This window comes from Burkholderia sp. 3C, from assembly GCF_054589155.1.
This window is the reverse complement of record NZ_BAAILN010000092.1, coordinates 1-12,129: the sequence shown is the minus strand read 5'-3', so window position 1 is coordinate 12,129 and position 12,129 is coordinate 1. Positions and strand designations below refer to the sequence as shown.

General features: G+C 66.5%; 14 protein-coding genes. 7 read left to right on the top strand and 7 right to left on the bottom strand.

All coding sequences use genetic code 11. The annotated features are described in order from the left end of the window. Nucleotides 1-198: 198 nt before the first annotated feature. The 5 genes from ACYP33_RS16295 to ACYP33_RS16275 all read right to left on the bottom strand — a co-directional run bounded on the left by ACYP33_RS16295 (nucleotide 199) and on the right by ACYP33_RS16275 (nucleotide 3,980). Complete coding sequence (locus tag ACYP33_RS16295) at nucleotides 199-924, bottom strand: GGDEF domain-containing protein (RefSeq protein ID WP_414449441.1); 726 nt, start codon at nucleotides 922-924, stop codon at nucleotides 199-201. A 10-nt stretch (nucleotides 925-934) separates the two neighbouring features. After that, nucleotides 935-1,321 (bottom strand): DUF1987 domain-containing protein, encoded by a 387-nt coding sequence (locus ACYP33_RS16290; RefSeq protein WP_206129001.1) that lies wholly within the window; start codon nucleotides 1,319-1,321, stop codon nucleotides 935-937. Nucleotides 1,322-1,339: 18 nt separating this feature from the next. Continuing rightward, the gene (locus ACYP33_RS16285; protein WP_414445132.1) at nucleotides 1,340-1,903 is read right to left on the bottom strand and encodes a SiaB family protein kinase; all 564 of its coding nucleotides are present in this window, start codon (nucleotides 1,901-1,903) and stop codon (nucleotides 1,340-1,342) included. 12 nt (nucleotides 1,904-1,915) lie between these two features. Continuing rightward, nucleotides 1,916-3,145, bottom strand: a complete 1,230-nt coding sequence (locus ACYP33_RS16280) for a SpoIIE family protein phosphatase (protein WP_414449443.1) — start codon at nucleotides 3,143-3,145, stop codon at nucleotides 1,916-1,918. A 304-nt stretch (nucleotides 3,146-3,449) separates the two neighbouring features. Then, on the bottom strand, nucleotides 3,450-3,980 hold the full coding sequence (locus ACYP33_RS16275; protein ID WP_459622827.1) for an arsenate reductase ArsC: 531 nt from the start codon (nucleotides 3,978-3,980) through the stop codon (nucleotides 3,450-3,452). Between the two features lie 594 nt (nucleotides 3,981-4,574). Here ACYP33_RS16275 and ACYP33_RS16270 point away from each other — a divergent pair. The 4 genes from ACYP33_RS16270 to ACYP33_RS16255 all read left to right on the top strand — a co-directional run bounded on the left by ACYP33_RS16270 (nucleotide 4,575) and on the right by ACYP33_RS16255 (nucleotide 7,442). Then, complete coding sequence (locus tag ACYP33_RS16270; protein WP_459622826.1) at nucleotides 4,575-5,753, top strand: GGDEF domain-containing protein; 1,179 nt, start codon at nucleotides 4,575-4,577, stop codon at nucleotides 5,751-5,753. Between the two features lie 99 nt (nucleotides 5,754-5,852). Next, entirely contained in the window at nucleotides 5,853-6,287 is a 435-nt protein-coding gene (locus ACYP33_RS16265) for a MarR family winged helix-turn-helix transcriptional regulator (protein WP_459622825.1), read from the top strand. Between the two features lie 117 nt (nucleotides 6,288-6,404). Continuing rightward, nucleotides 6,405-6,848, top strand: coding sequence for an SRPBCC family protein (locus ACYP33_RS16260; protein WP_459622824.1), 444 nt, complete (start codon nucleotides 6,405-6,407; stop codon nucleotides 6,846-6,848). A 54-nt stretch (nucleotides 6,849-6,902) separates the two neighbouring features. Beyond that, nucleotides 6,903-7,442, top strand: a complete 540-nt coding sequence (locus ACYP33_RS16255) for a hypothetical protein (RefSeq protein ID WP_459622823.1) — start codon at nucleotides 6,903-6,905, stop codon at nucleotides 7,440-7,442. A gap of 36 nt (nucleotides 7,443-7,478) precedes the next feature. Here ACYP33_RS16255 and ACYP33_RS16250 read toward each other — a convergent pair whose 3' ends face one another. Then, nucleotides 7,479-8,192, bottom strand: coding sequence for a FadR/GntR family transcriptional regulator (locus ACYP33_RS16250; RefSeq protein WP_459622822.1), 714 nt, complete (start codon nucleotides 8,190-8,192; stop codon nucleotides 7,479-7,481). A gap of 183 nt (nucleotides 8,193-8,375) precedes the next feature. On the opposite strand from ACYP33_RS16250, the gene ACYP33_RS16245 reads away from it, so the two are divergent. From ACYP33_RS16245 to ACYP33_RS16235, 3 genes are read left to right on the top strand one after another with little or no spacing between them, the layout of a single operon-like run. Beyond that, complete coding sequence (locus ACYP33_RS16245) at nucleotides 8,376-9,158, top strand: (Fe-S)-binding protein (protein ID WP_459622821.1); 783 nt, start codon at nucleotides 8,376-8,378, stop codon at nucleotides 9,156-9,158. After that, on the top strand, nucleotides 9,155-10,636 hold the full coding sequence (locus ACYP33_RS16240; RefSeq protein WP_459622820.1) for a lactate utilization protein B: 1,482 nt from the start codon (nucleotides 9,155-9,157) through the stop codon (nucleotides 10,634-10,636). Before ACYP33_RS16245 ends, ACYP33_RS16240 begins: the two co-directional genes overlap by 4 nt. Next, nucleotides 10,633-11,283 carry a LutC/YkgG family protein gene (locus ACYP33_RS16235; RefSeq protein ID WP_459622819.1) on the top strand — a complete coding sequence of 217 codons (651 nt, stop codon included), beginning with the start codon at nucleotides 10,633-10,635 and terminating at the stop codon, nucleotides 11,281-11,283. Before ACYP33_RS16240 ends, ACYP33_RS16235 begins: the two co-directional genes overlap by 4 nt. 28 nt (nucleotides 11,284-11,311) lie before the next feature. Here the strand turns inward: ACYP33_RS16235 and ACYP33_RS16230 are convergent, their stop codons facing one another. After that, nucleotides 11,312-12,070, bottom strand: a complete 759-nt coding sequence (locus ACYP33_RS16230; RefSeq protein WP_414445122.1) for a FadR/GntR family transcriptional regulator — start codon at nucleotides 12,068-12,070, stop codon at nucleotides 11,312-11,314. Nucleotides 12,071-12,129: the final 59 nt, after the last annotated feature.

Sequence of the window (12,129 nt, the reverse complement as noted above, 5' to 3'; positions counted from 1 at the left end):
TTTCGAGCTCGGCGCGGCATGACCGCGCGCGGTCGAGCCGCACGGCAAGTCGGCCAGGGAAATCGGCACGGAGGAAGATGGGATGCGATGCGCCGCAAGCCGCGGCGCGACAGAAAGAGCCGGACAAGCCAGCCATGGGAAACCACGAGGAAAGCCGAAGAAAAACCGGACGAGGCAGCCCAAGGCCGCCCTCGCCCCTTACTGCTCGGCGAACTCCACGCGATTGCGGCCGCCGCGCTTGGCCCGGTACAGCGCCGCGTCGGCCAGCCCGTAAGCGGTATCGAAGCTGGTGCCGGCCACGTTGACGCTGACGCCGAAGCTGGCCGTGATGCGCCGGGGCACCTGCGGCACCGAGAGCGAATCGCTGATGCTCTGCCGCATGCGCTCGGTCAGGTCGGCCGCGTGGGCGAAATCGCTGCGCGGCAGCAGCACGGTGAATTCCTCGCCGCCCACCCGCCCGATGAAACCGAGCTCGCCCACGATGCGCCGCAGGCAATCGACCACGCCGAGGATCACCAGGTCACCGACCGGGTGGCCGAAATCGTCGTTGACCCGCTTGAACTCGTCGATATCGAGCACCACCATCGCGGCGTTGCTGGTGCGCAAGGTCTTGGCGGTCAGCTCGATCACGGCGCTGCGATTCAGCACGCCGGTCAGCGCGTCGTGCGAGGCGCGGTGCGCCAGTTGCTGCGCCAGCGCCTGCATCTCGCGCTCGGCGCGATCGCTGCGGCCGATCAGCCGCCGCGTCTCGCGCATCAGCCGCTCGTAATGCTCGATCAGTTCGCCGAGCGAGCGGCGATAGGTATCGGCATCGGCGTCGCCCGCCAGGTGCGTGGCGCGCGCGCGTTCGAGCGCGGCGCTCTCGTTCTGGAACAGATCGGGCGCGGCGCCCGTGGACGTGTCTCGTGAAGACGTCGAACTCACCTTGCCTTCCTTAATGCGCGACTGGACGATCGGTGAACTCGATGGCGCCGAAATCCGCCTTCAGTTCCTCGCCGAATTCGGCGATCGTCTCGTCTTCCTCGTCGCGATACCAGTTCAACGCCACATGGCTGCCCGACTGGGCGGCCTGATCGAGCGAATCGAAAATGCTGAACAGCATCTTGGTGCTCGAACTGTTGAAATAGGTCAGCGCGACATCGATTGTGATTTCGGCCCCGGAGCTGGCGTCGAGGTACTGACCCAGTTGCTCGATGATGGGGGCATAGAATGCAGCCGCGTTTTCGGGGTAAGACTCGCCCTTGATCGCCAGCTGATGTTGATCGAAACGAAAATCGATCTCAGGCGACGTCGTCGTGGCGGCAATGTAAAGGTTATCCATGGATCGAGTGCCTCCTACTCAGATGATGGCCGTGAGACAAAACAGCGTGATCCCGGAATCGTCGTCACGCGGATAAAAAGCAAATTCCAGCGGCGCGCTGGCATCGCGCGCCATGGTGAGGAAGCCCAGGCCTGCGCCCTTGCTGTCCTCGGGTGTTTCGGCGCGCAATGATACCTTGTATGCCTGCCGAATTTCTTCCAGCGACATGGTGCGCAGCGGTTCGAGCTTGTTGCGCAGCGGTTCGACCTGGCTGGTCGCCACCGGATTGACGCACCACATCACATGGCGGTCGCCGTCTTTCGAGACGCACACCGCGCCTTCCCGGATCGCGCCCTGCCCGTCGCCGCCGGGCTGCAGCGCGTCGAGCGAGTAATGAATGATGTTCTGCGACAGTTCGATGAACGACGAGAACAGCTTGCGGCGTGTCGGGCCGGCCACGCCGGCCACTTCCAGTTGCAACTTCACCACCTCGCCCATCGCGGCGACGATGTTATGGGAGAAGTAACCCTTGTGATAGAACAGCACGTTGCGGCGCTGCGCCAGGTCGAAAAATGCGCTGTCTTGTTCGAGCATGTGAGACATGGTTACGGTTGACTAGATACGGGCACAAAAAAACGTCACGTCGTCGCGGCGCGGCTGCCGGCCCTGCCATTCGGCCAGCGCCTCGTTGATCCGCTCGCAGATCGCCGCCGGGGCAGCATCGCGATGCGCGCGAATCGTGTCGAGCGCGCGGCGGCGGCCGAAGGCGATCTTGCGCGGGCCGCCGATCTGGTCGGTCAGGCCGTCGGTGCAGACGAACAGCACGCTGCCCGCGGCCACCGGCAGCGAATGCAGCTTCCAGGCGTAATCGGCGCGGCTGTCCACATAGCCCACGCCCATCCGGTCGGCGGCGACGGTGTCGAACTGCTCGGCGCCCGGCGCGAGGATATGCAGGCCGATCTTCGCGCCGGCGAAATGCAGCACGCTCTCGATGGCATCGAACCAGAAGAACGCCGCGTCGAGCCCGTCGTCGGATTCCGTGCGCTCGGCCGAACCCTTGGCCTGCCCGAGCAGGCTCTTCACGCTGCGGTTCACGGCGGCCAGCAGCGCCGCCGGGTCGCGCGGGCCGATCTGCTCCAGTTCCTTCGACAGCGAGGCCGACGCCAGCATCGTCATGAACGCGCCCGGCACGCCGTGGCCCGTGCAATCGGCCACCGCGCCGAACCATCCCTTGTCGTTCGCCGAGAAATGGTAGAAATCGCCGCCGACCACGTCGCGCGGCTGCCAGGCCATCGCCGCGCCCTGCAGTTTCGACAGCGTCTCGCTGGAGGCGCTCAGCATCGCGCGCTGGATCACGCTCGCATACTCGATGCTCTGCATCACCTCGCGATTCTTCTCGGCCTGGATCTCGGCCACCGCGCTGACCAGTTGCAGGCCGCTGCCGAGGCCCACGAAGCGGCCCTCGCGCGTCACCACGAACCCGTCGACCAGTGCCTTCTCGCCCGCCTCGACGGTGCGGAACGCCAAGGCCTCGATGCTGATGTCGGCATCGACGATCAACGGCTCCTTGTCCATGAATGCGATGCAGCTCTTCTTGTCGTACAGCTCGCGATGGAACGGCTTGCTCATCTGCGACATGAAGATATTGCGGTTGATCAGGCCGATCGGGCGATCGGCCTCGATCACCGCCAGGCTGCCCATGTCGCGTCGCGACGAGAAGATCTCCATCACCACCGAGTTCGGATCCCCGGCATCGACGCAAGGCACGTCGTGGCAGAGATCGCCGGCCGTGCGCGGGTTTCCGGATGCTGAGGAACGGCGGAACCTCGAGAAAGCAGGATGCATGGCAACGCGGCGGGTGAGGAGGAAACAACGGACGCTAACGAGTCTACGTGTACACAATGTGACAAAACACGTACGACATCGGGTGCATTTGCGAAAGCCCGGAAAGTGGATTTCCGCAAACGTTTCCTATCGTCAGAGGAATTCGAATCGCCCGTGCGCATTGGACTGTCGCGCGTGGCACGTCGAATTTTTTTGTCGACGCGCTGTGGGCCGATCCCGGGTCGCCGTGTGCCCGCAACGGTAAAAAACGGGCAAAAACGGCGGCGACTCGCACATGGGTTTACGGCACGACACGCGCAACTCTTCAGGGTGCGGGCTGAAGTTCATTCGCCTGATCGATCGCGCCGCCCTGCGCGGCGGTGTCGATCGCATCGCGTTGCGCGTCGCGGCGCATCGAAGCGAGCGGCAGCGCCACGAACACGCTCATGCGGCGCAGGATCTGCCGGAACACGCGTTCGAATTCGCGCTGCCGCTCGGCCTCGTTGCCTTCGGCCTTCAACGGGTCCGGGTAATTCCAGGTGCAGAACAGCGGCGCGCCGTGAAAGGCCGGCGCGTGTTCCTCGGCCACTTCGGGGCTCATCGAGATGATCACGTCCATGCGCGGTGCGTCGTCGGCCGTGTAGGTCAGCCAGCTCTTGGGCCGCAGCTTGCCCAGATCGCCGATCGTCGCGCGCAGTTGCGCGATCGCCAGCGGATGCACGTCCTGCTCCGGCTCGACGCCGGCGCTGAACGCCTCGAAACGGCCCGGCGCCAATTGCCGCAGCAAGGCCTCGGCCATGATGCTGCGTGCCGCGTTTGCCCGGCACAGGAACAGCACGTTGAACTTGCGATCCATTTCGCCTCCCAGTTGTCGCGATCAAGTCATCAATCGCACTCATTGTTAAGAGGAAATTTTTCGCGCTCGTGACCGAATTCGGTAATTGTTACTTTTATCATGATTTATCTCATCGATTATTCGATAAATCGAGGGATTTACCTAAGTCCTTGCCTGGCTTGGCTGTCAGATCGGTCATGTGAATGGCCATCGAGCTTCGGCGGCGCGTTCGCCATTGACAGTCCGCTTTCCACCGCCTGACGATCGGCAAAAATAACTGCCTATGCTTGGCATGCCAGGCACTCAAATCGCATATTGTTTGCAAAATTTGCACAAATCCATGCGCGCGCTGTGGCAAGTCCGGTTTTGACCCCCTACAATCACGCGACGCAGTGTCCTGGCAGCCATCCGGCGAAGCCGCCGGGCCGGGCACCGCACGAACAGGATCACTCAATCAGCGGGATCGAGACCAAGCATGTCCGGGGCAGAACGTCCGACCGGTGAGCCGATGCGCGCTGGCAGCGCCGCACCCCGCCGCGTCGGCCGCCTTCGCTCGACGGCCCTGTGCGGACAGCCGGTGCGCCGTCTTGACGATCTGCCGACCTAGCCCACGCCATGCCCAATCCAACCGTCGCCCTGGTGTCGTCCGCGATGATGAGCCTGCTCCTGCTGGCGCTGCTCGGCTCGCTGGCGCACTCGCGCGTGCGCGGCGTGCGGGAATGGATGGCCTCGAACCTGGTGATGGCGCTCGGCTTGAGCCTGATGCTGCTGCGTGGCCACGTGCACGACGTGTTCGTGATCGTGCCGGCCAACCTGTTGATGGCGGTGGCGGCCACCTGCTTCTTCGCCGGCTGCGCACGCTTCATGAACCGCCAGCCCGGCTGGCCCGCGTGGCTGCTGGCGCTGATCGTGCTCGGCGGCGTGTTGGGCTACTGGCGCTTCGTGGTCGACAGCATCCAGGTGCGCGTGTTCGCGGTCAGCATGTATTTCGCCGCCACCAGCCTCGCTACCGTCTACGCCATCACCCGGCCGCGCCAGCCCGGCCGACGCCGCTATCCCTATCTCGCGATCGCCACGCTGGCCGCGTTCTGCGCCGCCATGGAGCTGGTGCGCGGCTTCTGGTTCCTGCATCTGCACGCCGCGTCGTCACCGGCGCTGCTCGCCACGCCGGGCAGCGTGATCCTGTCGACCATCGGCTCCGCGGTGCTGCCGATGCTGTCGATGGCCGCGATGATGCTGGTGCACGACGAGCTGCTGGCCGACGCCAGCGAGGCGTCGAACCGCGATTACCTGACCGGCCTGCTGTCGCGCAAGCGCTTCGAGCTGATCGCACGCAACCAGTTGAAGAAGCGCACGTCTTGCCGCAAGGTCGCGCTGCTGTTGATCGATTTCGATTACTTCAAGGCGATCAACGACGTGTTCGGTCACGCGGGCGGCGACGCCGTGCTGCGCGATTTCGCGGTGCTGGCGCTCGAGAACCTGCGCGCCGATGCAACGTTCGGGCGCGTGGGCGGCGAGGAATTCGGCGTGCTGCTGCCGGGGCTGTCGGAGCGTGAGGCCTGGCAGGTGGGCGAGCGCCTGCGCATCGCGGTGGCGGCGCACACGGCCGATACGCCGTCGGGTCCGTGCCGCTACACGATCAGCGGAGGCGTGGCGGTGGCCGAGGACGGCGACACGCTCGAACGCCTGTATGTGCGTGCCGACCGTGCGCTGTACGACGCCAAGCAGCAAGGCCGCAACGCGATCTGCACGGCGCGCGCGCCGCTCGAACAGGAAGCGGCCGTGCCGGCTTGATGCCGCTCGGTACGCCGCGGCCTGGCCGAACGGGGAACGCCGCTGTCACACAACCCATGCAGCCTATGCAGTCTTCGATCCGGATAAGGTGAGCACGGCATGAATCACGGCCCGTTGAAACTCGATTGCCATTGCGCCACCTTGCGGCAGGCCGCCCGCGCCGTCACGGCGATCTACGATGCGCGGCTGTCGCGTCACGGTGTGCGGGTCACGCAGTTCACGATCCTGATGGCGCTGTTTCGCGCCGAACCCGCCTCGATGCGCGCGCTGTCCGACGCGCTGCTGCTCGACCAGACCACCCTGAGCCGAACGCTCGCCACGCTGCGCACGCGCGCGCTGGTGCGCTCGCAGCCCGATCAAACGGACCGCCGCGTGCATCTGTGGTGCCTGACACGCACTGGCGAGGCACTGTACGAAACCTGCCTGCCCGACTGGCAGGAAGCCCAGCGAGAGCTTGAACGCCAGGGCGGCAAGCCCGACCTGCAGGCGTTCAGCGACGGTATCTATCAATTGACCGAAGCGCTGGCCGGTTGAATCCGCCGCACCGATTGTTGATCGCGGGGCAACGGACATTCGATCGCAGGCGGCTGGTAGCCCGCGCGCCGCGCCCGCATACTCGACGCTCCTTTTCGATCATCAGGACAGCGCACCATGCCCACCCAGCCGAATGTCAGCCAATCCGTCGAGATCGCCGCGCCCGCCGAACGCGTGTGGGCCATCGTCGGCGGCTTCAATGCCCTGCCCGCCTGGCTCGCGCCGGTGCTGGCCTCGCGCCTGTCCGACGACGGCCGCACGCGCCACCTGGAAATCCGGGGCGGGCTGGTGGTGGTCGAGCAACTGCTCGAACACAGCGACGCCGAGCGCCGCTACAGCTACACGATCCTCGAAGGCCCGGACCCGGTGACCGACTACATCGCCACGCTGTCGGTCGAACGCACGGGCGACGCGAGCGCGAAAGCCACCTGGCAAAGCCGCTTCACGCCGAACGATCCGCAGGGCGCGGCGCGCATGGTCGCGCACTACGAGGGCTTGTATGCGCTGGGGCTGGCGCGCGTGAAGGCGCTGGCCGAAGGCGAACACGACGCGGCGCGATAAGGCCCGTTCGACAAGATTCCACGACACAATCGCAACGGCATCGAGGAGACCTCCATGAGCCAACTGACGTTCCTGAACACCACGCCGTATATCGCGCAGTTCGTTGTCGCTAAAGGGCAGCAGATCATTGCCCGGCCGCCGGGCCTGGAGCCTCAGGCACGCTTTACGATGGCCGCCAACGACAGTTTCGAAGTCGCCGCCTCCACGCTGATCGACGGCAACACGTATACGTCGGCGCCGGCCACCATCGTCGGCAACGCCAGCTTTCTCGCACAGATCAAGCAGGACGCGCAGCAAGGCACGTACGAATTCGAAATGGCAGTCATGGCGAGCACCGTCGCCGATCAGTGGCAGTTCTATCAAACCACGCTCGGCCCGGTGACGTTCTCGATATCGCAATACGACACGCTGCTGCAAAGCGTGGTCGTGGAGCGTTCGTTCGACACCCAGACGTTGACGATCGGCGACACGTATTCGTTCTATGCCGTCATCGAAGGCGTCACCACCGCGACGGTCACCACCACGAATCCGAATGCCCAGGTCACGGCGGAAATGGACGCCACCACCGGCTTCTTCACGCTGGCGATCGTATGAACCCCTGGCCTGAACCCCTGGCCTGAACCGCACTTCTCACATCGCCGTCACCGGCAGATCGGGTTCGAGCTTCTGCCAGACGAAGCCGATATGCTCCACCATCCGCCGCCGCGCCTCCTCGGGCTGGCGCGCGCGGATCGCCTCCCACAAGGCCAGATGCTGCGCGAGGATCTGCTCGCCCACCTGCTCGCGCAAGGCGAACAGGTTGCTGTTGTTCAGCGAGATATGGGTATGCAGCATCTTCGCGAGGCTGCCTTGCAGATGCCGCAGCATGGCGTTGTGCGAGGCGCTGGCCAGCGCCGCGTGGAAATCGCCGTCGAGCCGCGATTCGCGTTCGTGGTCGCCGTCGCGATGCGCGGCCACCATGCCGTCGAGCACGTCCTGAATCCGTTGCAGATCGTCGGGGCCGGCGCGCAGCGCGGCCAGATACGCGGTGGTGCCCTCCAGCATCAGCCGGAATTCGAGCATGTCGGGGCGCAACTCCGGATGGTCGCCCACCAGTTGCCGCCACGGCGAGATCAGCCCCGTCTGCAAGCTTTCCGATACGTAGAAACCCGACATCGGCCGGCTCGTCAGCAGCCCGCGCGCCACCAGCCGCTGCAAGGCCGTGCGCACCGTCGAGCGCGCCACGCCCATCGCGTCCGCCAGCTTGCGCTCGCCCGGAATGCGCTCGCCGGGCGACCAGACGCCCTCCAGCAATTGCGTTTCGATCTCGCGCTGGATGCGGTCGGTCCGGGTGGCTGTCTTCATGAAGGGTCGAGGTAGGTAAACTGGTCGTACCAGTTTGCCGGATCGCCCTCCGGCTGTCGATCATGGCGCTTGTGCAGTCCGACGCACGCGGCAGGCGATCACCGCCCCGCGCCCCGGCCCGCGACTCCCCGAACAACACGGCCCGCCCCGACGCGCGCCTCGCATCCCCCGCAGGAGAATTCCATGAAGGTGGCCCTGTTCGTGCCTTGTTTCATCGATGCGCTCTACCCCGAGGTCGGCATCGCGACGCTCGAACTGCTCGAAAAGCTCGGGCTCGACGTCGATTACCCGCGCCGCCAGACCTGCTGCGGCCAGCCGATGGCCAACAACGGCTGCGACGCCGACGCGGCCGGCGCGCAAGCGCTGTTCGTCGACAACTTCGCAGGCTACGACTACGTGGTCGCGCCGTCGTCGAGCTGCGTCCACCACGTGCGCCAGCATCTGACGGCGGCGGGTGAATCGCCGCGCATCGCGGCGGTGCGCGCCAACACCTACGAGTTGACCGAATTCCTGCACGACGTGCTGAAGGTGCGCGCGTTCCCATGGGCCGCGTTTCCGCATACGGTGGGCCTGCACAACAGTTGCAGCGCGATCCGCCATCTGCATGCGGCCTCGATGAGCGAGATCCCGGGCGAGCCGTGGTCGAAGGCGCGCACGCTGCTCGACGGCGTGCGCGGCATCCGCTTCGCCGCGCCGGCCCGGCCCGACGAATGCTGCGGCTTCGGCGGCACGTTCTCGGTGTCGGAGGCGGCGGTGTCGGTGCGGATGGGCCAGGACAAGGTGCGCGACCACCTGCAGGCCGGCGCGCAGTTCATCGTGTCGGCCGACATGTCGTGCCTGATGCATCAGCAAGGCTGCGCCGCGCGCGAGAAAACGCCGATGCGCTTCCTGCACATCGCCCAGGTGCTGAACGGCATCGACGCCGCGCAACTCGCGCCGGCCGCCGGCCAGGAGGCCCACGCATGAGCAAGCCGACCCGCAACCTCCCCAAGGTGGATCACGCGAAGGCCGCCGAGGCGTTCCTCGCCAAGACCGATCACGTGGCGTTCCACGACCGCCGCCTGTGGGACATCCGCAAGAAGCGCGACGCGCAGGCCGCCTCGATCGAGGAATGGGAAACGCTGCGCGCGCTGGCCTCGCAGATCAAGGAGCACACGCTGTCGCGGCTGGCCGATTACCTCGACCAGTTCGCCACCAACGCCGAGGCGAACGGCGTCAAGGTGCACTGGGCGCTCGACGCCGAGGCGCACAACGAGGCGGTCTATCGCATTCTCGAATCGCATGGCGTGACCTCGCTCGTCAAAAGCAAATCGATGCTGACCGACGAATGCGAGCTGCGCGAATATCTGGCGCCGCGCGGCGTGAGCGTGATGGAGACGGACCTCGGCGAGCGCATCCAGCAGTTGGACAACGAGCCGCCGTCGCATGTGGTGATGCCGGCCGTGCACAAGCTGCGCGGCGACGTGGCCGAGCTGTTCGGCCGCACGCTCGGCACCGATCCGACCAATCACGACATCCACTATCTGGCCGAAAGCCAGCGCGTCACCACCCGCCCGGCATTCCTCGAAGCGGGCGCGGGCATGACCGGCTGCAACTTCGCGGTGGCCGAAACCGGCACGGTGGTGGTCTGCACCAACGAGGGCAATGCCGACCTGTCGGCGAACGTGCCGCCCGTGCATATCGTCTCGATCGGCATCGAGAAGCTGATCCCGCGCGTGGCCGACCTCGGCGTGTTCGTGCGGCTGCTGTCGCGCAGCGCGCTCGGCTCGCCGATCACGCAGTACACCTCGCATTTCCGCCAGCCGCGCCCGGGCACCGAGATGCATTTCGTGATCGTCGACAACGGCCGCTCGGCGCGCCTCGCGATGGACGACTTCTGGTATTCGCTGAAATGCATCCGCTGCGGCGCCTGCATGAACACCTGCCCGGTGTACCGGCGCAGCAGCGGCCTGTCGTACGGCAGCACCTACGCCGGGCCGATCGGCGCGATCCTGAACCCGGCCTACGATCTCAAGCGCTTCAGCACGCTGCCGTTCGCCTCCACCATGAACGGCAGTTGCACCAACGTCTGCCCGGTCAAGATCAACATCCACGAACAGCTTTACCGCTGGCGGCAGATCGTGGCCGAGGAAGGCGAACTGCCGCGCGTCAAGCGCGGGCTGATCAAGGTGGCCGGCAAGCTGCTGGCGAACCCGGCGCTCTATCGCGCCTCGGTGCGCTCGATGCAGACCGCCCTGCACCGCCTGCCGAACCTGGTGCTCTACAACCCGCTGAACACCTGGGGCAAGGGCCGCGCGCTGCCCGACGCGCCGCGCCAGACGTTCCGCGACTGGTACGAAGCGAATCGCGGCAAGGGCGCGACGCCGCCGAACCCTCCCGGCCCCACCGAAGACACGCCGGCCGACGCGAATGCCCCGGCCGCCGACAAGGAGACGCAACGATGAGCACCACCCGCGAGGAATTCCTGTTGCGCGTGCGGGCGGCACAGCGCGTCGCCGTGCGCGAGGACGGTGGCGCGGCACGCGCGCCGTTCGCGGCCGCCAGCGGCGACGATCCGCATCCGTTGCCCACCCTGCCGGTGTTCGACACGCCGCCCGGCGACCGCCGCGAACGCTTCTGCGCGAGCCTCGCGACCATGGGCGGCAAGCACGTCGCGCTCGATTCGGTGCAGGACCTGCCCGGCTGGTTTGCCGAGCGCTTCCCGGGCCATGTGCCGCTGTCGGCCGCGCCCGAAGTGCCGGGCGCCGCGCCGCTCGATCCGGCACGCGCGCCGGCCTCGCTGCACGAGGTCGAGGTGGGCGTGGTGCGGGCGCGCTACGGCGTGGCGGAAACCGGTTCGGTGTGGTTGTCGGAGGCCGAATACGGCGTCAATGCGCTCGGCTATCTGGTCCAGCACCTGGTGGTGCTGCTCGATCCGGCCGATCTCGTCGACGGCTTGCAGGATCTGTATCGCCTGCCCGATTTCCAAGGCGCGCGCTATGCGGCGCTCGTCACCGGGCCGTCGGCCACGGCCGATATCGAGGGCGTGCTGATCCAGGGCGCACAGGGCGTGCGCTCGCTGACGGTGGTGTGGCTGGCAAAACCGGCCTGAGCGGCCTGAGCGAACCCAGGCCGACCGATCACGCCGACTGCCGCGAAAAGATCCGGATCACCGAATTGAGGTGGGTCAGCATCGCGCGACGCGCGCCCTTCGCGTCGCGCGCCTCCAGCGCGTCGAGAATCGCGCGGTGCTCGACCTCGGAGCGATGCGGCATGTCGCGCGGCGTATAGAGCGTTTGCAGGCGCTGGAACAGCAGGTCGTAGCGATGCGCGAGCAACTGCTTGATCATCATCGCGTAGGCCTCGTTGCCGCTGGCCTCGGCGATGCGGATATGGAACAGCCGGTCGCCGGGGTGGGTGGTCGAGCCGCTGCGATTGTCCTGCTGGTTGCGCAGGAACGCCTCGCGAACCGCCGCAAGCTGCGCGTCGGACGCCTGGAGCGCGGCCAGCTCGGCCGCCTCGGGCTCGATCAGCTTGCGCGCCTGCAACAGCGAGAACGGCGGGATCTCGGCGTCGAGATCGAACTCGATGCCGAGTTCCGGATCGACTTCGAGCACGCTCGAACGCGCAGCGGCGCGCGCCGGCGGCGTGTCGCCCGCGGGCTGCTCGCGCTGGCGCACCGACACGCCGTCGCCCACGCGCACGGACACCATCCCGATCACCTCCAGCGCGATCAGCGCCTCGCGCACCGAGGTGCGCGACACGCCGAATTGCGCGGCCAGCTCGCGCTCGGGCGGCAAGTAGCTGCCGGGCGGAAAGCTGCCGGATTCGATCATCGCGCGAAGCTGGTCGGCGATCTGCTGGTAGAGGCGGCGGTTCTGAATGGGTTGGATCGGCATACGTTCGCTGGCAGGACCCGTCGGGATCGAAACGGCTCGCGGCCGTTGCCGTTCAGGCA

Coding starts and splice junctions, on each gene's coding strand:
- ACYP33_RS16290 (WP_206129001.1), bottom strand. CDS start 1,321: ATGGATAACCTTTACATTGCCGCCACGACGACGTCGCCTGAGATCGAT.
- ACYP33_RS16285 (WP_414445132.1), bottom strand. CDS start 1,903: ATGTCTCACATGCTCGAACAAGACAGCGCATTTTTCGACCTGGCGCAG.
- ACYP33_RS16280 (WP_414449443.1), bottom strand. CDS start 3,145: ATGCATCCTGCTTTCTCGAGGTTCCGCCGTTCCTCAGCATCCGGAAAC.
- ACYP33_RS16275 (WP_459622827.1), bottom strand. CDS start 3,980: ATGGATCGCAAGTTCAACGTGCTGTTCCTGTGCCGGGCAAACGCGGCA.
- ACYP33_RS16270 (WP_459622826.1), top strand. CDS start 4,575: ATGCCCAATCCAACCGTCGCCCTGGTGTCGTCCGCGATGATGAGCCTG.
- ACYP33_RS16265 (WP_459622825.1), top strand. CDS start 5,853: ATGAATCACGGCCCGTTGAAACTCGATTGCCATTGCGCCACCTTGCGG.
- ACYP33_RS16260 (WP_459622824.1), top strand. CDS start 6,405: ATGCCCACCCAGCCGAATGTCAGCCAATCCGTCGAGATCGCCGCGCCC.
- ACYP33_RS16255 (WP_459622823.1), top strand. CDS start 6,903: ATGAGCCAACTGACGTTCCTGAACACCACGCCGTATATCGCGCAGTTC.
- ACYP33_RS16250 (WP_459622822.1), bottom strand. CDS start 8,192: ATGAAGACAGCCACCCGGACCGACCGCATCCAGCGCGAGATCGAAACG.
- ACYP33_RS16245 (WP_459622821.1), top strand. CDS start 8,376: ATGAAGGTGGCCCTGTTCGTGCCTTGTTTCATCGATGCGCTCTACCCC.
- ACYP33_RS16240 (WP_459622820.1), top strand. CDS start 9,155: ATGAGCAAGCCGACCCGCAACCTCCCCAAGGTGGATCACGCGAAGGCC.
- ACYP33_RS16235 (WP_459622819.1), top strand. CDS start 10,633: ATGAGCACCACCCGCGAGGAATTCCTGTTGCGCGTGCGGGCGGCACAG.
- ACYP33_RS16230 (WP_414445122.1), bottom strand. CDS start 12,070: ATGCCGATCCAACCCATTCAGAACCGCCGCCTCTACCAGCAGATCGCC.